The organism is Castellaniella defragrans 65Phen, assembly GCF_000612685.1.
GTDB classification, from domain to species: Bacteria; Pseudomonadota; Gammaproteobacteria; order Burkholderiales; family Burkholderiaceae_B; genus Castellaniella; species Castellaniella defragrans.
In genome coordinates this window covers 2,569,744-2,591,264 of record NZ_HG916765.1, presented here as the reverse complement: position 1 = coordinate 2,591,264, position 21,521 = coordinate 2,569,744, and the positions used below count along the sequence as shown (strand labels likewise).

The 21,521-nt window shown below is 68.2% G+C and carries 20 protein-coding genes; 16 read left to right on the top strand and 4 right to left on the bottom strand.

Annotated elements, in window-relative coordinates:
* Positions 1-26: 26 nt before the first annotated feature.
* The 4 genes from BN940_RS11595 to BN940_RS11580 form a co-directional block, all read right to left on the bottom strand.
* Positions 27-791 (bottom strand): lipoate--protein ligase family protein, encoded by a 765-nt coding sequence (locus BN940_RS11595; protein WP_043683222.1) that lies wholly within the window; start codon positions 789-791, stop codon positions 27-29.
* A 4-nt stretch (positions 792-795) separates the two neighbouring features.
* Positions 796-1,266, bottom strand: a complete 471-nt coding sequence (locus BN940_RS11590; protein WP_043683219.1) for a TM2 domain-containing protein — start codon at positions 1,264-1,266, stop codon at positions 796-798.
* Between the two features lie 136 nt (positions 1,267-1,402).
* The gene (glpK, locus tag BN940_RS11585; RefSeq protein ID WP_043683217.1) at positions 1,403-2,896 is read right to left on the bottom strand and encodes a glycerol kinase GlpK; all 1,494 of its coding nucleotides are present in this window, start codon (positions 2,894-2,896) and stop codon (positions 1,403-1,405) included.
* 9 nt (positions 2,897-2,905) lie between these two features.
* Positions 2,906-3,670 (bottom strand): DeoR/GlpR family DNA-binding transcription regulator, encoded by a 765-nt coding sequence (locus BN940_RS11580; protein ID WP_043683215.1) that lies wholly within the window; start codon positions 3,668-3,670, stop codon positions 2,906-2,908.
* Positions 3,671-3,802: 132 nt separating this feature from the next.
* On the opposite strand from BN940_RS11580, the gene BN940_RS11575 reads away from it, so the two are divergent.
* From BN940_RS11575 to BN940_RS11500, 16 genes are all read left to right on the top strand, one after another.
* On the top strand, positions 3,803-4,876 hold the full coding sequence (locus BN940_RS11575; RefSeq protein WP_043683213.1) for an ABC transporter ATP-binding protein: 1,074 nt from the start codon (positions 3,803-3,805) through the stop codon (positions 4,874-4,876).
* 1 nt (position 4,877) lies between these two features.
* Positions 4,878-5,957: an ABC transporter ATP-binding protein gene (locus tag BN940_RS11570; protein ID WP_043683210.1), complete on the top strand. Its 1,080-nt coding sequence runs from the start codon at positions 4,878-4,880 to the stop codon at positions 5,955-5,957.
* Complete coding sequence (locus BN940_RS11565) at positions 5,954-6,847, top strand: carbohydrate ABC transporter permease (RefSeq protein WP_043683207.1); 894 nt, start codon at positions 5,954-5,956, stop codon at positions 6,845-6,847. Before BN940_RS11570 ends, BN940_RS11565 begins: the two co-directional genes overlap by 4 nt.
* Positions 6,840-7,658, top strand: coding sequence for a carbohydrate ABC transporter permease (locus BN940_RS11560; RefSeq protein WP_043683205.1), 819 nt, complete (start codon positions 6,840-6,842; stop codon positions 7,656-7,658). The genes BN940_RS11565 and BN940_RS11560 overlap by 8 nt, the downstream gene beginning before the upstream one ends.
* A 27-nt stretch (positions 7,659-7,685) precedes the next feature.
* Positions 7,686-7,994, top strand: coding sequence for a DUF2160 domain-containing protein (locus tag BN940_RS11555; RefSeq protein ID WP_043683202.1), 309 nt, complete (start codon positions 7,686-7,688; stop codon positions 7,992-7,994).
* Positions 7,995-8,067: 73 nt separating this feature from the next.
* Positions 8,068-9,801 (top strand): ABC transporter substrate-binding protein, encoded by a 1,734-nt coding sequence (locus BN940_RS11550; protein WP_043683200.1) that lies wholly within the window; start codon positions 8,068-8,070, stop codon positions 9,799-9,801.
* Between the two features lie 15 nt (positions 9,802-9,816).
* Positions 9,817-11,502: a glycerol-3-phosphate dehydrogenase/oxidase gene (locus BN940_RS11545; protein WP_043683197.1), complete on the top strand. Its 1,686-nt coding sequence runs from the start codon at positions 9,817-9,819 to the stop codon at positions 11,500-11,502.
* A gap of 404 nt (positions 11,503-11,906) precedes the next feature.
* Positions 11,907-12,227 (top strand): flagellar transcriptional regulator FlhD, encoded by a 321-nt coding sequence (gene flhD, locus BN940_RS11540; protein ID WP_043683194.1) that lies wholly within the window; start codon positions 11,907-11,909, stop codon positions 12,225-12,227.
* Between the two features lie 28 nt (positions 12,228-12,255).
* The gene (gene flhC / locus BN940_RS11535; RefSeq protein ID WP_043683192.1) at positions 12,256-12,822 is read left to right on the top strand and encodes a flagellar transcriptional regulator FlhC; all 567 of its coding nucleotides are present in this window, start codon (positions 12,256-12,258) and stop codon (positions 12,820-12,822) included.
* A gap of 123 nt (positions 12,823-12,945) precedes the next feature.
* Positions 12,946-13,818, top strand: coding sequence for a flagellar motor stator protein MotA (gene motA, locus BN940_RS11530; protein ID WP_043686993.1), 873 nt, complete (start codon positions 12,946-12,948; stop codon positions 13,816-13,818).
* A gap of 18 nt (positions 13,819-13,836) precedes the next feature.
* Positions 13,837-14,994 carry a flagellar motor protein MotB gene (gene motB, locus BN940_RS11525; RefSeq protein WP_084330655.1) on the top strand — a complete coding sequence of 386 codons (1,158 nt, stop codon included), beginning with the start codon at positions 13,837-13,839 and terminating at the stop codon, positions 14,992-14,994.
* Between the two features lie 9 nt (positions 14,995-15,003).
* Complete coding sequence (cheA, locus tag BN940_RS11520; protein ID WP_043683190.1) at positions 15,004-17,178, top strand: chemotaxis protein CheA; 2,175 nt, start codon at positions 15,004-15,006, stop codon at positions 17,176-17,178.
* 22 nt (positions 17,179-17,200) lie between these two features.
* On the top strand, positions 17,201-17,701 hold the full coding sequence (locus BN940_RS11515) for a chemotaxis protein CheW (RefSeq protein WP_043683188.1): 501 nt from the start codon (positions 17,201-17,203) through the stop codon (positions 17,699-17,701).
* Between the two features lie 60 nt (positions 17,702-17,761).
* A complete protein-coding gene (locus tag BN940_RS20125) occupies positions 17,762-19,501 on the top strand; it encodes a methyl-accepting chemotaxis protein (protein WP_043683185.1) in 1,740 nt (579 codons plus the stop codon).
* A gap of 27 nt (positions 19,502-19,528) precedes the next feature.
* Positions 19,529-20,374, top strand: a complete 846-nt coding sequence (locus tag BN940_RS11505; RefSeq protein ID WP_043683182.1) for a CheR family methyltransferase — start codon at positions 19,529-19,531, stop codon at positions 20,372-20,374.
* Positions 20,375-20,396: 22 nt separating this feature from the next.
* Positions 20,397-21,464: a protein-glutamate methylesterase/protein-glutamine glutaminase gene (locus BN940_RS11500; RefSeq protein WP_043683180.1), complete on the top strand. Its 1,068-nt coding sequence runs from the start codon at positions 20,397-20,399 to the stop codon at positions 21,462-21,464.
* Positions 21,465-21,521 lie beyond the last annotated feature (57 nt).

The window sequence follows — 21,521 nt, the reverse complement described above, 5'->3', positions numbered from 1 at the left end:
GGGTCTGGGGCCTCTGTTCACACGCATCAGGGAGTGGGCATCGGGGGGCGGACCGGCGCGGCGGCCGGCAGCGGAGTTCCGTTTCGCAGGGTTTCCCGCAGGCGCGCTTCCAGGGCCTCCGGGAAGCCCGGCTGCGAGGCCGGCGGCAGCAGGCGGTCCAGCGTCTCGATCCGGCCGGCGTCGTAGCGGCGGGCCGAGCCGAGCGCGGCTTCCAGCGCGTTGGCGCGCGCCGTCAGTTCGGCGGGATCGCAGCGGACCAGGATCAGCGCGTGGACGAGCCCCACGTGGCGGTCGGGCGCATGGCCCGGGACGCGCCGCCAGACCTGCGCGGTGCCGGCGATCTTGCGGACGGGGGCCGGCACGGCCAGATTGTACCTGCCATCGCAGAACGAGCCTTCGACCGCCTGCGCGCGGGCCTGGATGCCGAAGGCGGCGAGCGCCTCCGCGATCAGCGCGCACAGGTGGCGGTAGAGGGCTTCGGAATGATCGAGCGGCCGGCCGGAAAAGGCCTGCGCCAGGCTCAGGTTCAGGATGCCCGGCCCCTGGGGCACCACGCCGCCGCCCGACTGGCGCACGTGGACGGGGCAGCCGCGCGCGGCGAATTCGGCCTGGACCGCCGCGAATCCCGGCCGGGCCGCGTAGGTGCGCGGCACCACCAGCCCGGGCGCCGTCTGCCAGAGACAGGCGACCGGCTCGCGGGCGGCCGGGGCCAGCAGGATCTCGTCGGCCAGCGGGCCGGCCTCGGCGGGCGCGTCCAGCAGGCGGTAATGGACGGGGCGCGGGTCCGGCATGGCCCTAGGACAGCTGGGTCGCCGCGAAGGTGTCGTCGTCCATGAACAGGTAGCGGATCGCGTCGATCAGCCCCACCACGACGGCCAGGGGCAGGAAGATCCAGCAGAGGATCAGCAGGCCCAGGCCCCAGCCGATCTGGCCCAGGTAGAAGCGGTGCGCGCCCAGCCAGCCGAGGAAGACCGCCAGCACGATGGCGATCCGGCGCTGCCCGGCCGGGCGCCCCAGGGCCTCGCCGCGCGAGCGCAGCACCCACAGGCTGGCGGGGATGGTCAGGACGATGGCCAGCAGGACCCTGCCGGCGTGGCTGCGCAGGTAGTCCGCCGCGGCGAAGTACAGGTCGCCGAAATTGCGGATCAGCACGCCCGTCAGGGACGAGATCCAGTCGAAGACCTCGCGCAAGACGGTCTCTCCGAAGCTCAGGGCGAGCAGGATGACGAGGAAGATCGCCACGACCAGGATCAGTTTTTTCAGCATGGGTGTCCTGTGCTTGAGGAGGCCGCGGGCTGCGTGGCCGCCGGGCGCCCGGCGAGGCGGGCGCAAACCCCCATTCTATCCGGGATGGCCCGGATCGCGGGCGGCCCGGTCTTCGGCCGCGTCCGTGCGCGCGCCCTCAGCGCGCGCAGGCCTGGCGGATCGCGTGGTCCCACTCGGCCAGCCGCCCGGCCGCCTGGTCGCGCGGCATGGCCGGCTCGAAGCGCCGCTCGACGCGCCAGAGCGATTCCAGTTCCTGCAGGTCGGCATAGACGCCCGCCTGCAGGCCGGCCAGGAAGGCCGCCCCCTGCGCCGTGGTCTCCACCATGGTGGGGCGCAGCACGGGGATGCCCAGCAGGTCCGCCTGGAACTGCATCAGCAGGTCGTTGACGCAGGCGCCGCCGTCCACGCGCAGTTCGCGCAGCGGCGCCGCGCCGGCCGCCTGGGCGTCGCGCCCCATGGCCTGCAGCAGGGCGGCGCTCTGGTAGGCGATGCTCTCCAGGGCGGCCCGGGCGATGTGCGCCATGGTGGTGCCGCGCGTCAGGCCGGTGATGGTGCCGCGCGCGTCCGGATCCCACCAGGGCGCGCCCAGGCCGGTGAAGGCGGGCACGAACATCACCCCGCCCGAGTCCGGCACGCTGCGGGCCAGTTCCTCGATGTCGCTGCTGCGCACGAAGGCGCGCAGGCCGTCGCGCAGCCACTGGACCACGGCGCCGCCGACGAAGATGCTGCCTTCCAGGGCGTAGGCGGGCCGGGCGTCGGGCTGCGCCGCGCTGGTCGTCACCAGGCCATTGCCGGACACCTGGAAGCGCTCGCCCGTGTGCATCAGCATGAAGCAGCCCGTGCCGTAAGTGTTCTTGGCCATGCCGGGGCGGAAGCACGCCTGGCCGAACAGGGCGCTCTGCTGGTCGCCGGCCACGCCGCAGATCGGCACCGCGTGGCCCAGCAGCTGCGGATCGGTGGCGCCGTAGTCGGCCGATGAGGGCAGGATGCGCGGCATCATGCGCGCCGGCACGTCCAGCCGGTCCAGCAGGTCCGGGTCCCAGGCGTTGCGGTGCACGTCCATCAGCATGGTGCGCGCGGCGTTGCTGACGTCGGTCAGGTGATGCCGGCCGCCGGTCAACTGCCAGATCAGCCAGCTGTCCACGGTGCCGAACAGCAGCTCGCCCGCCTCGGCGCGGGCGCGCGCGCCGGGCACGTGGTCGAGGATCCATTTCAGCTTGGTGGCCGAGAAATAGGCGTCGATGCGCAGCCCGGTGCGGTTCAGGATCTCGGGCTCCAGGCCCTGCGCGCGCAGCTCGGCGCAGGTGGGCTCGGCGCGGCGGTCCTGCCAGACGATGGCCCGGTGGATCGGCTCTCCCGTGCGGCGGTCCCAGACCACGGTGGTCTCGCGCTGGTTGGTGATGCCGATGGCGCGGATGTCGCGCGCGGCGATGCCGGCGCGGTGGATGGCCTCGCCGATGGTGTCGCGCTGCGTCTGCCAGATCTCCAGCGGATCGTGCTCGACCCAGCCGGGCTGGGGATAGTGCTGGGTGAATTCCCGCTGCGCCAGGCCCACGATGCGGCCCTGGCGGTCGAAGACGATGCTGCGGGTGCTGGAAGTGCCCTGGTCCAGGGCGAGCAGATAGGTCATGGGGAGTCCTCAGGGGGCGATGACGCAGTCCACGCCGGCGGCCTTGAGCAGGCCGGGGAAGGGCTCCGGCGGGCGGGCGTTGGTGAACAGGCGGCCGATCTGGGACAGGTCTCCCAGCCGGACCATGGCCGGCCGGTGGAACTTGCTGGTGTCGGCGGCCATCCAGACCTCGCGGGCCGACTGCATGATGGCCTGGGACACCTTCACCTCGCGGAAATCGTAGTCGCGCAGCGTGCCGTCGGCCTCGATGCCGGAGATGCCCATCAGGGCGATGTCGGCGCGGAACTGGCGGATGAATTCCACCGTGGCCTCCCCCACGATGCCCAGGTCGCGGGAGCGCACGCTGCCGCCGGCCAGGATGACTTCGCAGCCGGGCTGCTGGCCCAGGGTGCAGGCCACGTTGACGTTGTTGGTGATGACGCGCAGCCCCGTGTGGCCGGACAGCGCGCGCGCGATCGCCTCCGTGGTGGTGCCGATGTTGATCAGCAGCGAACAGTCGTTGGGGATCTCGCGGGCGATGGCGCGGGCGATGCGCTCTTTTTCGGCGGCGTGCAGCTGGGCGCGCTGACGGTAGGCGATGTTCTCGATGGTCGAATTGGGCAGCCGCACTCCGCCGTGGAAGCGCACCAGCAGGTTGGCCTCGGCGAGGCGCTGGACGTCGCGGCGCACGGTCTGGACCGTGACGTCCAGGTCGCCGGCCAGGGTTTCCAGGCTGCAGGAGCCCGTGCCCTGCAGGCGGTTGAGCAGCTTGATCTGGCGCGGATTGGGATGCATGGGAATGGCCTTCGACACGACGGACACACTGTACAGCGAAAGAAAAGGAAAGAATCTTAGGGTTTATATGGACAGCAAAAAGAGTAAAAACGAACAATAATTCACAAAAAGGAACTTTCGGAGTAAGCGCTCATGCAACTCGAGCTGGTTCGCGTCGGCAAGAAGGTCGGTGCCGAAACCTGGCTGCATCCGCTGGATCTGGCGCCGCGGGAATCCGCCGTCACGGTCCTGCTGGGCGTGACCCGCGCCGGCAAGACCAGCCTGATGCGGCTGATGGCCGGGCTGGACGCGCCCACCACCGGCCGGGTCCTGGTCGACGGCGCGGACGTCACCGGGCTGCCGGTGCGCCGGCGCAACGTCGCCATGGTGTATCAGCAGTTCATCAATTACCCCTCCATGACGGTCGCCGCCAACATCGCCTCGCCCCTGCGGCTGCGCGGCGAGGCCGATTTCATGCCGCGGGTGCGCGAAATCGCGCGCGCCCTGCACATCGACGAATTCCTCGACCGCCTGCCCTCCGAGCTGTCCGGCGGCCAGCAGCAGCGCGTCGCCCTGGCGCGCGCCCTGGCCAAGGACGCGCCGCTGATGCTGCTGGACGAGCCGCTGGTCAATCTCGACTACAAGCTGCGCGAGGAACTGCGCGAAGAACTCGGCGCCCTGTTCGACCAGGGCCGCTCCACCGTCGTCTACGCCACGACCGAGCCCGGCGAGGCGCTGCTGCTCGGCGGCTACACGGCCGTGCTGGACCAGGGCGAGCTGCTGCAGTACGGCCCGACGCTGGACGTGTTCCGGCGGCCCGCGTCGATCCGGGTGGCGCGCGCCTTCAGCGATCCGCCCATGAATTTCCTGGCGGCCCGGGCCGACCGCGCGGCGGTCAGCCTGCGTGCGCTGGCCGGCGTGAGCCTGCCGGCGGGGCGGGACGTGCCCGAGGGCGACGTGACCGTCGGACTGCGGGCCGTCGATCTCTCGCTCGCCGATCAGGGCGGCGACTGCCGGATCCCGGGGCGGGTCCAGCTCGCCGAGATCTCCGGCTCCTCCACCTACGTCCACGCCGAAACGCCGGCTGGCAATCTGGTGGCCCAGATGCCGGGCGTCCGGCATCACGGCCTGGGCGATGCCGTCACCCTGCATTTCTCCAGCCGCCGGGCCTATGTGTTCGGTCCCGACGAAACCCTGCTGCGGGCGCCCCTGGCGCAGGAGGCCTGACATGGCGCGCATCGAACTCCAGCTGGCCCACAGCTACGCGCGCAGCGTGCGCTCCGACGCCGACTACGCGCTGCTGCCGTTGGACATCGTCTTCGAGGACGGCGGGGCCTACGCCCTGCTGGGGCCGTCGGGCTGCGGCAAGACCACCATGCTCAACATCATCTCGGGGCTGGTCACGCCTTCGCACGGCACCATCCGCTTCGACGGCGCGGACCGCACCCGCGCCACGCCCCAGGAGCGCAACATCGCCCAGGTGTTCCAGTTCCCTGTCATCTACGACACCATGACGGTGGGCGAGAACCTGGCGTTCCCGCTGCGCAACCGCAAGGTGCCGGAAGCCCGCATCCGCGAGCGCGTCGGGCGCATCGCGGAAATGCTCGACCTGTCCGCCCAGCTCGACCAGCGCGCGGCCAATCTGGCGGCCGACGCCAAGCAGAAGATCTCCCTGGGGCGCGGGCTGGTGCGCCCGGACGTCTCGGCGGTGCTGTTCGACGAGCCGCTGACGGTGATCGACCCCCACCTGAAATGGGAACTGCGCCGCAAGCTCAAGCAGATCCACCACGAACTGAAGCTGACCCTGATCTACGTCACCCACGACCAGGTCGAGGCCATGACCTTCGCCGACCAGGTCCTGGTGATGGCGCGCGGCCGGGTGGTCCAGCAGGGCACCCCGGAAGACCTGTTCGAGCGCCCGCGCCATACCTTCGTGGGACATTTCATCGGCTCGCCGGGCATGAACCTGCTGCCGGTCGAGGCGCGTGCCGACGGCGCGCTCTGGCTGGACGGCCAGTGCCTCGGGCGCCCGGACGCCCTGGCGCTGCCCGCCGGGCCGCTCACCCTGGGCATCCGCCCCGAATACCTGCGCCTGGCGCCCGCGGGCGGTCCCGACACCGTGCCGGCCACCGTGTCCCAGGTGCGCCACCTGGGCACCAGCCAGCTGCTCGGCGTCCGGATCGGCGGCCACGAGGCGAAGGCCCACCTGCCGGCCGAGGCCGCGCCGCCCGCCGAAGGCGCGCTGGTGCACCTGGCCCTGATCGGCCCGCATACCCGCTACTACCGCAACGAGGAGCTGATCGGATGAGCACCCCTGCGAAACCCGTCAACCAGAAAGCCTGGTGGCTGATCCTGCCGGTGATCCTGTGCGTGGCGTTCTCGGCCATCATCCCGCTGATGACCGTGGTCAACTATTCCGTCCAGGACATCATCTCGCCGGACAACGCCGTGTTCGTCGGCACCGAATGGTTCACCAGCATCATGCGCGACGAGGACCTGCACGCCGCGCTGTGGCGGCAGCTGCTGTTCTCCGGCGCGGTGCTGGCCATCGAGATCCCCCTCGGGGTGGCGCTGGCCCTGTCCATGCCGGCGCGCAGCTGGCGCGCCTCGGCCGTGCTGGTGATCGTCTCCCTGTCGCTGCTGATTCCCTGGAACGTCGTGGGCACGATCTGGCAGATCTTCGGCCGCACGGACATCGGCCTGTTCGGCTGGACGCTGGCCCGCCTGGGGCTGGACTACAGCTACGTCGGCAATCCCGTCCACGCCTGGCTCACCGTGCTGCTGATGGACGTCTGGCACTGGACGCCGCTGGTGGCGCTGCTCGCCTACGCCGGCCTGCAGTCCATCCCCGAGGCCTACTACCAGGCCGCCAGCATCGACGGCGCGAGCAAATGGGCCGTGTTCCGCTACATCCAGCTGCCCAAGATGCGCGGCGTGCTGATGATCGCCGTGCTGCTGCGCTTCATGGACAGCTTCATGATCTACACCGAGCCCTTCGTGCTGACCGGCGGCGGGCCGGGCAACTCCACCACCTTCCTCAGCCAGTACCTGACGCAGAAGGCCATCGGCCAGTTCGACATGGGGCCCGCGGCCGCCTTCTCGCTGATCTATTTCCTCATCATCCTGATGTTCTGCTTCGTCCTGTACAACTGGATGCTGCGCGTCGGCACCCGGGATTCGGAGGCCGCCCATGACTGACCGCTCGTTCCTGCCGCGCAAGCGCACCGTCTTCCTGATCCTGTACCTGCTGTTCGCCCTGGTCCCCATCTACTGGATGGTGGTCATGAGCTTCAAGACCAACCAGGGCATCCTGGCCGAGTTTTCGCTGTTTCCCCGCGAGTTCACGCTGGACAACTACCGGCTGATCCTGACCGATCCCTCCTGGTACATGGGCTACGTCAACAGCCTGATCTACGTCTGCATGAACATGGTCATGGCGATCGCCGTGGCCCTGCCGGCGGCCTACGCCTTCTCGCGCTATTCCTTCCTGGGCGACAAGCACGTGTTCTTCTGGCTGCTGACCAACCGCATGACGCCGCCGGCCGTGTTCCTGCTGCCGTTCTTCCAGCTCTACACCACCCTGGGCCTGATGGACACGCACTGGGCCGTGGCGCTGGCGCACCTGCTGTTCAACGTGCCGCTGGCCGTCTGGATCCTGGAAGGCTTCATGAGCGGCATCCCCCGCGAAATCGACGAGACCGCCTATATAGACGGCTACAGCTTTCCGCGCTTCTTCCTGACGATCTTCCTGCCGCTGATCAAGTCGGGGGTGGGGGTGGCGGCCTTCTTCTGCTTCATGTTCAGCTGGGTGGAGCTGCTGCTGGCGCGCACGCTCACCAGCGTCGACGCCAAGCCCATCGTGGCCATCATGACCCGCACGGTCTCGGCCTCGGGCATGGACTGGGCCACCCTCGCGGCGGCCGGCACGCTCACCATCGTGCCCGGCGCCATCGTCATCTGGTTCGTGCGCCACTACATCGCGAAGGGCTTCGCGATGGGCCGGGTCTAGCGCCCGTTCACGCTCAAGGAATACGCCATGTTCGACTGGATGGTCTGGACCACCCCCACCGCCGTGTTCTTCATCTGCATCGCGCTGATGCTGGCCGCCATGACGGTCTGGGAGATCCGCTCGCCCACGGTGCTGCGCAAGGGCTTCCTGCCGATGGCGACCACGCGCGGCGACCGCCTGTTCATCGGCCTGCTGGTGGCCGCCTACATCAACCTGGCCTTCCTCGGCCTGGGCGAGACCTTCATGGACTGGTTCGCCCTGGACGAGGAGCCCTCCGTCTGGATCAGCTTCGTCCTGTCCATGGGGGCGCTGGCGTTGATCATGAAAAAAGGATGATATTTCCAGCGCCAGCCTATTTCCCCGGGCGGCGCCGGCAGACAGGGCAGGGGAGCACACAGAGGAGAACATGATGAGATTCCGCCATACCGCCTTGGCGCTGGCCGTCGCTTGCGCCCTGGGAGGCCAGGCCGCCTGGGCCGGCCAGGCAGAGGCCCAGAAGTGGGTCGACAACGAATTCCAGCCGTCCACGCTGAGCAAGGACCAGCAGATGGCCGAAATGCAGTGGTTCATCGACGCCGCGGCCAAGCTCAAGGCCAAGGGCGTCAATGAAATCAACGTGGTGTCCGAGACCATCACCACCCACGAATACGAATCCAAGGTCCTCGCCAAGGCCTTCGAGGAAATCACCGGCATCAAGGTCCACCACGACCTGATCCAGGAAGGCGACGTGGTCGAGAAGCTGCAGACCTCCATGCTGTCGGGCAAGTCCATCTACGACGGGTGGATCTCCGATTCCGACCTGATCGGCATGCACTACCGCTACGGCGTGGTCCTGTCGCTCACCGACTACATGGAAGGCGCCGGCAAGGAATACACCAATCCGGGCCTGGACCTGAAGGACTTCATCGGCACCTCCTTCACCACCGCGCCGGACGGCAAGATGTACCAGCTGCCCGACCAGCAGTTCGCCAACCTGTACTGGTTCCGCTACGACCTGTTCAACCGTCCCGACCTGAAGGAAAAGTTCAAGGCCAAGTACGGCTACGAACTGGGCGTGCCGGTCACCTGGACCGCCTACGAGGACATCGCCAAGTTCTTCTCCGAGGACATCAAGACCCTGGACGGCAAGCCCATCTACGGCCACATGGACTACGGCAAGAAGGATCCGTCCCTGGGCTGGCGCTTCACCGACGCCTGGCTGTCGATGGCGGGCTCGGCCGACAAGGGCACCCCCAACGGCCTGCCGGTGGACGAATGGGGCATCCGCGTGGCCGACGACAAGTGCACGCCGGTGGGCGCCTCCGTGGCGCGCGGCGGGGCGACCAACTCGCCGGCCGCCGTCTACGCCCTGACCAAGTACATCGACTGGATGAAGCAGTACGCGCCCAAGGTGGCGCTGGGCATGACCTTCTCCGAAGCCGGCCCCGTGCCGGCCCAGGGCGAGATCGCCCAGCAGATCTTCTGGTACACCGCCTTCACGGCCGACATGACCAAGAAGGGCCTGCCGGTGGTCAACGAGGACGGCACGCCCAAGTGGCGCATGGCGCCGGCCCCGCACGGCCCCTACTGGAAGGACGGCATGCAGAACGGCTACCAGGACGTGGGCTCGTGGACCTTCTTCAAGGACCACGATCCGGACAAGGTCGCCGCCGCCTGGCTGTACGCCCAGTTCGTGACCGCCAAGACGACCTCGCTGAAGAAATCCATCGAGGGCCTGACCTTCATCCGCGACAGCGACATCCACAGCGACTACTTCACGCAGAACGCCAACAAGTACGGCGGCCTGATCGAGTTCTACCGCAGCCCGGCGCGCGTGGCCTGGACCCCGACCGGCACCAACGTGCCCGATTATCCGAAGCTGGCGCAACTGTGGTGGCGCAACGTGTCCCAGGCGATCGCCGGGGAAAAGACGCCGCAGCAGGCCATGGACAATCTGGCCAACGAGATGGACAAGGTCATGTCCCGCCTGGAACGCGCCGGCATGAAGCGCTGCGCGCCGAAGCTCAACGAAAAGAGCGATCCGGCCAAGTGGCTCAGCGACGAGCACGCCCCGTGGAAGAAGCTCGCCAACGAGAATCCGAAGCCGGAAACCGTGTCCTACGATTCGCTGCTGCAGGCCTGGAAGGAAGGCCGCGTCCGCTGAGGGGAGTGTGAAACGATGTTCCAGACTGCTGTCCTGCCGCCCGTCACGACGGATCGGGATCGATTGCTGCATGACCTCGAGGCGCTGTCCGAGGTCGATCTGATCGTCATCGGCGGGGGCGCCAGCGGCCTGGGCGTCGCCCTGGACGCCCGGCTGCGGGGCCTGTCGGTCCTGCTGCTGGAGTCCCACGATTTCGCCGGCGGCACCTCATCGCGCGCGACCAAGCTCGTGCACGGCGGGGTCCGCTATCTGGCCCAGGGCAACATCGGCCTGGTGCGCGAAGCCCTGCACGAACGCCGGGCGCTGCTGAACAACGCGCCGCACCTGGCCCAGCCCCTGGCCTTCGTCATGCCCGCCTACCGGCCCTGGGAAGTGCCGTTCTACGGCCTGGGCCTGAAGATCTACGATGCCCTGGCCGGCTCCGCCAGCCTGGGCCGCACCGAATGGCTGGGGCGCGCCGGCACGGCCGCCCGGCTGCCGGGCGTCAACGCGGCCGGCCTGTTCGGCGGCGTCCAGTACTGGGACGGCCAGTTCGACGACGCCCGGCTGGCCCTGGCGCTGGCCCGCACGGCCGCCGCCCAGGGCGCCCTGGTGCTGAATTACTGCCCCGTCGTCGACGTGCTGCACGAAAACGGCCGCGTCGGCGGCGTGCGCTGGCGCGATGCCCGGGATGCCGGCGGGCGCCGCGAGGGCACGGTCCGCGCCCGCTGCGTCATCAACGCCACCGGCGTCTGGGTGGACGAACTGCGCCGCCTGGACGATGCCGCCCGGGGGCAGGACACCGCCCCCATGGTGGCGCCCAGCCAGGGAGTGCACCTGGTAGTGGACCGGTCCTTCATGCCGGCCGACGAGGCCCTGCTGGTGCCGCGCACCCGCGACGGCCGGGTGCTGTTCGCCGTGCCCTGGCTGGGGCACCTGATCCTGGGAACCACCGATACGCCGCGCGACGCCGTCGCCCGCGAGCCGCGGGCGCTGCCCGAGGAAATCGCCTTCATCCTGAACGAATCCGCCCACGTGCTGGCGCGCGCGCCCCGGGCCGGGGATGTGCTCAGCGTCTGGGTCGGGCTGCGCCCCCTGGTGCGGCCGGCGCACGAGGATGAAGCTGGACATGGAGCAGTCCCTGCGGACTGCGCCATGCCTGACGAATCCGAGCCGCTTGCAAGCGGCAAGGTGCGGGGCGGCACCAAGACCATCAGTCGCGAGCACACCGTGCGCGTCAGCCCCTCCGGACTGGTGACCGTGACCGGCGGCAAGTGGACCACCTATCGTTCCATGGCCGAGGACGTCCTGCGCCATTGCCAGGGCGCGGGGCTGCTGCCGGCCCTGCCGCCCTGCCGCACGGCGCATTTCCCGCTGCTGGGCGCGCCGCCGCCCGGCGCGCCCGCCACGCGCCTGACGCACCCGCCGGGGCTGCACGCCTACGGCACCGAGGCCGCCGACGTGCAGGCGCTGCCGGGCGCGGGCAACGAGCTGGGCCTGGGCCTGACCGAGGCCATGGTGCGCCACGCCGCGCGCCGCGAATACGCCCGCACCGTCGAGGACGTGCTGGCCCGGCGCCACCGGATGCTGTTTCTGCATGCGGACCGGGCGATCCAGGTGGCGCCCGCCGTCGCCCGCATCCTGGCCGAGGAAATCGGCTCGGACGGCGATCTGGGCGCCTTCCTGGCCCTGGCCGAACAGTACCGCCACGTGCCGGCCTGAGCGCCGCCTTCCCCGGGGTGCCGCCCCACGGGCCGAAAGGCCCGCGGGGCGCGGCTTTGCGCGGGATTCCGCCGGCCCGTCCATGCGGATACAGGATGTTGCGTCTGTGCAACTTTCATTAGGGTAAGCCAGTGTTTCGTCATGGTTTTCCCTAGATTGCCTTACATATATAAACAAAAATTTCTTTTGTTAAAGGTTAAGTAGCGCCAAATTTGGGGACAGTTAAGGCTATACTCCTACCGTTCATGTCAAATGTGCATGGAAATGTATTTTTGATGTCTGGATTTAATTGTTGTGACGCGTCATTTGTGACAATTGATTCAGGTGCGGGCGGCGCCATCGGCCTGCCTGTGATGAAGCCGGCGCCCGCTTGCGGGCTCCGGTAATAGCCAAAAAGGGATCCCATGTCCACTTTCGATTCCACGCTGTTGAACGACGTCCGCGAAGTCAATCTGTCCTATCTGATGCTGGCCCAGCGGCTACTGCGTGAAAATCTGGCCGCCGGCATGTTCCGACTGGGCTTCGACGCCGACGTCGCGGAAATCATCCTCAATCTGTCGCCGGCCCAGATCGTCCGGCTGGCCAGTTCCAATTCCGTGCTGTGCGCCTTCCGCCTGAACGACGCCCAGCTGCTCAACTCCCTCACCCACGAAGTCCTGGGCGGGGTGCTGCAGCAGGCGCATTCCACCATCCTGATGGCGCGGCAGGAAACCGTGTCCGCCTAGGATCCGGTCAGCGTGTACGGGTCCTAGCATGTCCACCAGCAAGAGCGTTTCCCGAGAAGCCGACGACATCCTGCTCGCCACGGACATGATCCGTCTGGGCGCCCGCCTGCAGGTGCTGCAGGCCGAGACGTCCCTCAGCTACGACCGGCTGGCGCGCCTGTACCGCGAGGTCAAGGGCGCTTCGCCGCCCAAGGGCATGCTGCCGTTTTCGGTGGACTGGTTCATGACCTGGCTGCCGAACATCCATTCCAGCCTGTTCTACAACATCTACCGCTATATGGACACCTTCACCCCGGCGAAGAAATCGCAGGCGCTGGTGGAGGCCTACCGTCTTTATCTGGAGCAGTCCTCGGTGGGGCTGCAGCCCGGCGAGGACGCCGACGAGCCCGTCCTCAGCTTCACGCGCGCCTGGATGCTGGTGCGCTTCTTCGAAAGCGGACTGGTGCAGCTCTCCGGCTGCCAGCAATGCCAGGGCCTGTTCGTCGCCCACGCGCACGATCCCGAGTCAGGATTCGTCTGCGCCATCTGCAAGCCGCCGCCCCGGGCGGGCAAGACCCGCGCGCGCCGCCGGTCGACGGCGCGCATGCCAGCCTGATCCCGTGGCCCCGTCCCGCGGCCTGATTCGGGATTTGTGGACAAAAAGACCTGTTTAACCATGCTTTTGAATGCAGGAAAACAGGGGATGATGGCGGTATTCTGACTCTCGAGGCGCGTGCACGTGTTTATCATCCTGGGGTACCTGATCGTAGGGGTGGGGGTCTTCGCCAGTTTCATCGCCATGGGCGGCCACATGGGCGCCCTGTACCAGCCCTTCGAATTCACGCTCATCGGCGGTGCGGCGCTGGGCGCCTACATCGCCGCCAGCAACGGTGCCTCGGTCAAGCTGCTGATCGAAGCCATCCCCAAGGCCATCAAGCGCAACCCCTACGGCAAGCCGCTCTACATGGAGCTGCTGGCCCTGCTGTACACCCTGCTGAACAAGGCCCGGCGCGACGGGCTGATGTCCATCGAATCCGACATCGAGGATCCCAAGGCCAGCGCCATCTTCACCCAGTATCCCCAGGTCCAGAAGGACGCCAAGCTGATGGAGTTCCTGACCGACTACCTGCGCATCATGATCAGCGGCAACATGAATTCCTTCGAGATCGAAACGCTGATGGACCAGGAGATCGAGGCGCTGCACAACGAGCACCACACTCCCGTCAACGCCGTGCGCGCCGTGGCCGACGGGCTGCCCGCCTTCGGCATCGTGGCCGCCGTGCTGGGGGTGGTCAAGGCCCTGGCGGCGGTCGACCAGCCGCCGGCCGTCCTGGCCGACCTGATTTCCAAGGCCATGGTGGGCACCTTCCTGGGCATCCTGCTGTCCTATGGCTTCTGTGCGCCGTTCGCTTCGGCGGTCGAGCGCCAGTCGGTGGCTTCGATCAAGGTGCTCGAATGCATCAAGGTCACCCTGCTGGCCAGCATGAACGGCTATCCGCCGCCGCTGGCCGTCGAATTCGGCCGCAAGGTCCTGTTCTCCTCCGTCCGTCCCACGTTCTCCGAGCTCGAGGCTCACGTGCGGCAGACGAAGGGCCAGGCGGCGAGCCGCTGACGCGAGGGACGGGGGGCCATGGCCAAACACGACACCGGCCGCATCGTCGTTCGCCGCAAGCGGGCGTACGGCGAGTCCCATCACGGGGGCAGCTGGAAGATCGCCTACGCGGACTTCATGACCGCGATGATGGCGTTCTTCCTCGTGATGTGGCTGCTGCTGCTGGTGCCGAAAAAAGACCTCCAGTCCATCGCCGAGTACTTCCGCATGCCGCTGATGACGGCGATCACGGGCGGCGAGAAAATGGATTCCAGCAAATCCAAGATTCCCGGCGGCGATCCCAGCGTGATCCCCAACCAGCATCCCCTGCCTCCGGCCAGCAGCCTCCGGAACAGCGCCGAAGGCGATCTCGACCTGGACGAGGACCAGGCCGACCAGGAAAGCCTGGAAAACCTGAAGCAGAAGCTCGACAACCTGATCGAGCACAATCCCGTGCTGCGGCAGTTCCGGCCCCAGTTGCTGCTGGACATGACGCCCGACGGCCTGCGGATCCAGATCCTGGACCAGCAGAACCGGCCCATGTTCACCACCGGCAGCGCGGTGGTGCAGACCTACATGCGCGACATCCTGCGCGAGCTCGCCCCGCTGATCAGCGAACTGCCGAACTCGATCACGATCTCCGGCCACACCGACGCGCTGCGCTACGCCTCCGGCGACCGCAACTACAGCAACTGGGAACTGTCGGCCGACCGCGCCAACGCGGCGCGCCGCGAGCTGGTCGCGGGCGGCCTGGTCGAAAACAAGATCAAGCGCATCCTGGGGCTGGGCGACACCGTCGACCTGATCAAGGACGACCCCATGGCGGCGGTCAACCGCCGCATCAGCATCCTGGTGCTGAACCGCCGCGCGGAACGGCGCATCGACGAGCAGAACGCCATCGGCGAGGACGGCGCCAGGATCCGCGAACGGCTGGAAATGCTGCGGCATCCCGGCGCCGTTCCGGGCGCCGCCGGGGCGGGGAACGGCGCCGCGCCACCGGCGCCTCCCGCGCCGGCCGCCGCACCGGCGCCCGCAGTGACCGCACCGGCCGAGATTTCCGCGCCGGCGCCCGCCGTTTCCGCGCCGGCCGCGGGTGCCGCCCCGGGGCCGGGCGCCGCGACCGTATCCCCCCCAGCGGGGCAATCCACAGGTGCGCCGGCGGTTCCCCCGGCCGGCGCGTCCGGTAATCAAGGGTGAGGATGGATCATGAGTGCAGGCGTGGACCTGAGTGAGTTTTTCGACACGTTCTTCGACGAGGCCGACGAACTGCTGACCAATATGGAGCAGCAGCTGCTGAACCTCGACCTGGAGCAGCCGGACCCGGACGTGCTCAACGGCATCTTCCGGGCCGCGCATTCCATCAAGGGCGGGGCGGGCACCTTCGGTTGTTTCGAGGAGCTCGCCAAGACCACCCATTTGCTGGAAAACCTTCTCGACCTGATTCGCCATGGGGAAATGACCCTGCGTCAGGATATGATCGACCTCTTTCTGGAGACCAAGGACGTGTTGACCGACCAAGTCGCCGCCTACCGCGGCTCGGGGAAGCCCGATCAGCAAGTCTATGAGCGCATCTGCGCTCAACTGCGCCAACTCGCCCTGGAACAGCAGGAGCAGGGGCAGGGCGGGGCGCCCGCCGCGGCCCCTGCGGCTGCGGCTCCCGCGGCGCCCGCCGCTGCGGCGGCTCCCGCGGCCCCGGCCGCGCCGGCGCCCCAGGCCGCCGCGCCCGCACCCTCGGGCGATCTGCCGGTGCGCGTGCGGATCAGCCGCATCCAGGACAAGGACGTCGAGCCCCTGGTCAACGAGATGGCCCTCATGGGCCAGATCCTGCACCGCGAGCAGAGCGGCAGCGACCTGTCGCTGTGGCTGCAGACCAACACCCCGGCCGCCGACCTCGAAGCCGTCTGCTGCTTCATCGTGAACGCCGACCAGGTCTCCGTCGCGCGCGAGGCCGTGCCGGGCGCCGAGCCCGCCGCCGCTGCGCCGGCGCCCGCAGCACCGGCAGCCGCCCCCGCCGCACCCGCGCCAGCACCTGTCCCCGCCGCGGCTGCTCCCGCGCCGGCCGCAGCGCCCGCGGCGCAGCCCGCTCCCGCGCCGGCCGCGCCCGCCGCGGAGGCCACGGCGTCCGACGCAGCGGAATCGTCCGGATCGCGCGATGCCGCCGATTCCGGCAAGTCCGGCGCCAAGGCCGCCAAGCCCAAGGAAAGCGGCACCATCCGCGTGGGCGTGGAAAAGGTCGACCAGATCATCAACCTGGTGGGCGAGCTGGTCATCACCCAGGCCATGCTGCTGCAGACCTCCCAGACGCTGGACCCGGTGCTGCACGACCGCCTGCTCAACGGCATCGAGCAGCTGGAACGCAACGCGCGCGACCTCCAGGAGGCCGTGATGTCCATCCGCATGATGCCCATGGACTACGTCTTCAGCCGCTTCCCGCGCGTGGTGCGGGAAAACGCCACCAAGCTGGGCAAGCGCATCCGGCTGGTCACCAAGGGCCAGGCCACCGAGCTCGACAAGAGCCTGATCGAGCGCATCATCGATCCGCTCACCCACCTGGTGCGCAACAGCCTGGACCACGGCCTGGAAACGCCGGACGCCCGCATCGCGCAGGGCAAGGATCCGGAAGGCACGCTGATCCTGTCGGCCCAGCACAACGGCGGCCAGATCATCATCGACGTGATCGACGACGGCGCCGGCCTGAACCGCGAGCGGATCCTGAAAAAGGCGATCTCCTCCGGCTTCCCCGTGTCCGAGGCGACGCCCGACGACGAACTCTGGCAGCTGATCTTCGCGCCGGGCTTCTCCACGGCGGAAAAAGTCACGGACATTTCCGGCCGCGGGGTTGGCATGGATGTGGTGCGGCGCAATATCCAGAGCATGGGCGGCCACGTGCAGCTCGCCTCGCGCAAGGGCGAGGGCACCACCACCCGCATCGTCCTGCCGCTGACGCTGGCCATCCTGGACGGCATGTCGGTCAAGGTCGGCGAGGAAACCTTCATCCTTCCGCTGTCCCACGTCACCGAGTCCATGCAGGCCACGCAGGACCAGATCCACCGCATTTCCGAGACCGAGCAGGTCCTGCACGTGCGCGGCGAATACCTGCCCATCGTCGCGCTGCACGAAGTCTTCAACGTGGCGAATGCCGAAACCGACCTGACGCGGGCCATCGCCGTGATCCTGCAGGCCGAGGACCAGCGCTTCGCCCTGATGGTGGACCACCTGATCGGCCAGCATCAGGTCGTGGTCAAGAATCTGGAAACCAACTATCGCAAGGTGCCGGGCATCTCGGCCGCCACGATCCTGGGCGACGGCAGCGTGGCCCTGATCGTCGATGTGTTCGCCCTGCGACGCACCACCTCGTTGCGGGCCGGCGCGGCCGCCTGACCCCCACCCATTCGGAGCCATCATGAATCAAGCCACCCCCACCAAGCAGGCGCAGGGAGAAACCCAGGGCAAGGAATTCCTGATCTTCACCCTGGCCAACCAGGAATACGGGATCGACATCCTCAAGGTGCAGGAGATCCGCGGCTACGACAGCCAGACCGTCACGCGCATCGCCAACGTGCCGTCCTTCGTCAAGGGCGTCACCAACCTGCGCGGCGTGATCGTGCCCATCGTCGATCTGCGCCTGAAATTCAACATGGACAACGTGGAATACACCTCCCAGACCGTGGTGGTGATTCTCAACGTCCGGTCCCGCATCGTGGGCGTGGTGGTCGACGGCGTGTCCGACGTGCTGATCCTGCAGACTTCGCAGATCAGCGCGGCGCCGCAGTTCGGCTCCGCCTTTTCTACCGAGCACCTGACGGGCATCGGCACCGTGGGCGACCGCATGCTGATCCTGGTGGACATCGAAAAGCTCATGACCAGCGAGGAAATGGCGCTGGTCGAGGACGCGGTCGCCTGATCACCGGGCGGCTTTCCTTGTTTCGACCCCCGACGGGTTTCATTCATTGGGTTTGACCACATGCAATCAGGCGGAAGATCGCTCATCGGCGCGCTCAAAGTCCGCACCAGCCTCGTTCTGGTGCTCGTTTTTTTCTTCATCATGCTCATTTCGGGGGCGCTGCTGGGCGTGCTGTCCCTGAAGATGAACAATGACGCCCTGCGGGAAATCGCCGCCGACGACGAGGCCGTCCGCCTGCTGGACGAGTCCGTCGGCCGCTACCGCGAAGTGCAGGTGCTGATGGGGCGCACCCTGGGCAGCATCGTCGTCAACAGCGACCTGGCCAACAGCGCCATTCTTTCCGCCTGGGCCGGCGAGGGCCAGGCGGGCGGCTCCAGCGCGCTCAGCGATGGCTCGCGGGCCCTGATCGCCCTGGCCGAGACCCGCCTGGGGCAGGCGCGCGTGGCGTTCGACCGGTTCCGCAGCGCCGCCCAGGCGCAGATGACCGGCAGCGAGCAGGCGGGCCACGTCGAACGGATCAGCCAGACCTACGCCCACCTGCTCGACAAGGTGCTGCCGCCCGTGCTGGCGCAGCTCAAGGCCGGCCAGATCGAGGAATACGAGAACCTCCAGTCCAAGACCGTCGAGCCGGCCGAGCGCGACTTCGTGCAGGCCGCCCAGGCGCTCAAGGACCTGCAGCAGGAACTGACCGCGCAGGCGATCGGGGAAGAGGCCGCGCACCTGCGCCTGGTGGTCCTCATCGTGGGCGTTTCCATGCTCGTGGCGCTGCTGTTCGCCGTGGCCGCCTACCTGTTCCTGCAGCGCGTGGTGCTGCGGCCGCTGCGCGTGGCCGGCCAGCACTTCGACCGGATCGCCGCGGGCGACCTCACCGAGCCCATCCACGTGCCCTCGCGCAACGAGATCGGCGTGCTCTACCTGGCGATGCAGCGCATGCAGGAAAGCCTGGTGCGCATGGTGTCCTCGGTGCGCAGCGGCGTGGGCGAGATCCGCCTGGGCGCCCAGGAAATCTTCGCCGGCAATACCGACCTCAGCAGCCGCACCGAGCAGCAGGCGGCCTCGCTGCAGCAGACCGCCGCCAGCATGGAGCAGCTCGCCAGCACCGTGCGCCAGAATTCCGACAACGCCGCCCAGGCCGACCAGCTCGCCAAGACCGCGGCGGACGTGGCCCAGCGCGGCGGGGCCGCCGTCACCAGCGTGGCCGAGACCATGGCCGGCATCACCCAGAGCTCGGGCAAGATCGGCGAGATCGTCAGCGTGATCGACGGCATCGCCTTCCAGACCAACATCCTCGCCCTGAACGCGGCGGTCGAGGCCGCCCGCGCCGGCGAGCAGGGCAAGGGCTTCGCCGTGGTGGCCGGCGAGGTCCGCTCGCTCGCCCAGCGCAGCGCCCAGGCCGCCAAGGAAATCAAGGGCCTGATCGACGATTCCGTGGTGCGGGTGCGCGAAGGCTCGGAGCGCGTCCAGGACGCCGGCCGCATCATGAGCGAGATCGTCCGCTCGGTGCAGGGCGTCACGGCCATCATGAACGAGATCTCCTCGGCCTCGCGCGAGCAGGCCGACGGCATCAGCCAGATCAACGCGGCCGTCAACGACATGGACCATGTCGTGCAGCAGAACGCCGCCCTGGTCCAGGAGGCGGCCAGCGCCGCCGGCTCCCTGCAGGACCAGGCCGAGCAGCTCGGCATGGCCGTCGCCGCCTTCCGCCTCCAGGAAGGCGGGCAGGTGGTCGAGGTGCAGGGCGGGCAACTGGGCTATACTCCGCGCGCCGGACGCCCGGCCTTGGCGCTGGGACAGGCCTGATTCCGGATTTCCCGCCCCGACATCGACATGATCCACGACGCGCCTTCCGCTTCCTATTTTTCGCAGCCCGCCCTTCCCAGGGCCGACGGGGCGGACCTGGCGCGGGCGGTGCAGGTGCTGCACCGGCGGGCGGGGATCATCCTGGGCGACCACAAGAAGGACATGGCCGCCCGCACCCTGGGCCTGCGCGCCCACCACGCCGGCGCGGCCACGGTGCGCGGCTACCTGGACTTCCTGGAACAGAACCCGCAGGCCGACGAGTGGGACCGCTTCATCAGCGCCTTCACGATCAACCACACGGCCTTCTTCCGCGAGCAGCACCATTTCCGCATCCTGGCCGATTTCGTGCGCACCCGCCGCAAGCCGATTTCCGTCTGGTGCTGCGCCTCGTCCACCGGCGAGGAGCCCTACACCCTGGCGATGACGCTGCACGATGCCTGTGGCCAGTCGGAAGCCGGCCTGTCGGTGCTGGCGACGGACATCGACACCCAGGCCCTGGCCCAGGCGCGCAAGGGCGTCTATACCCTGGACCGCATCAAGCCGGTGCCGCAGGAATTCCTGCGGCGCTACTTCCTGCGCGGGGCGGGGCGCCAGGCGGGCATGGCCATGGTCAAGCCCGTGATCCGCAACATGGTCACCTTCGAGGAACTGAACCTGGTCGCGCCCAGCTGGCCGATCAACCAGAAGTTCGATGCGATCTTCTGCCGCAACACCATGATCTATTTCGACAAGCCGACCCAGACCCGGATTCTGGAGCGCTTCGTCCCCCTGCTCAAGCCGGGCGGCCTGATGTTCGCGGGCCACTCGGAAAACTTCACCTACCTGACCAAATCCCTGCGCCTTCAGGGGCAGACGGTCTACGCCGTCGCCTGATCCGGGGGAGTCCTGCTGAAAAATGGCCGTCAACAAGAAAATCCGCGTGCTGTGCGTCGACGATTCCGCCCTGGTGCGCAGTCTGATGACGGAAATCATCAATGCCCACCCCGACCTGGAGGTCGTCGCCACCGCGCCCGATCCCCTGATCGCGCGCGAGCTCATCAAGCAGCACAATCCCGACGTGCTGACCCTGGACGTCGAGATGCCGCGCATGGACGGCCTGGACTTCCTGGAGCGGCTCATGCGCCTGCGGCCCATGCCGGTGGTGATGGTGTCCTCGCTGACCGAGCGCAATTCCGAAGTCACCATCCGGGCGCTGGAGCTGGGCGCGGTCGATTTCGTCACCAAGCCCAAGCTCGGCCTGCGCGACGGCCTGCTGGACTACGGCGACATGATCGCCGACAAGATCCGCGCCGCCGCCCATGCCCGGCTGCGCCCGCGCACGGCCCAGCCGGGCGGCGAGGCGCCGCGGCAGCGCCTGTCGGGCAATTTCTCCACCACCGAAAAGCTCGTCATGATCGGTTCGTCCACGGGCGGCACCGAGGCCATCCGCCACGTGCTCGAACCCCTGCCGGCCAACAGCCCGGCGATCATGATCACGCAGCACATGCCGGCCGGCTTCACCAAGTCCTTCGTGCAGCGCCTGGACGGCCTATGCGCCGTGCAGGTCCACGAGGCCGAGGACGGCCAGCGCGTGCTGCCCGGCCACGTCTACCTCGCGCCGGGCGGCGTGGCCCACATGAAGCTCGCCCGCTCGGGGGCCAATTACGTGGTCAAGCTGGAATACAGCGAGCCCGTCAACCGCCATCGGCCGTCCGTGGACGTGCTGTTCCAGTCGGCCGCCCAGGTGGCCGGCAAGAACGCCATCGGCGTCATCCTGACCGGCATGGGCAAGGACGGCGCCCAGGGCCTGCTGGCGATGCGCCAGGCGGGCGCGCGCACCTTCGCCCAGGACGAGGCGAGCTGCGTCGTCTTCGGCATGCCGCGCGAGGCGCTGCTGATCGGCGCCGCCGAGGAGGCCGTCCCGCTGGACGAACTCAGCGAACGTATCCTGAAAAGCGCCGGCTCCTTCGGGCACCGCGTTTGACGGACTTGAACAGTGGCATCGGGTACCCGAATACCCTGCTTTTTTTATTGATTGGAG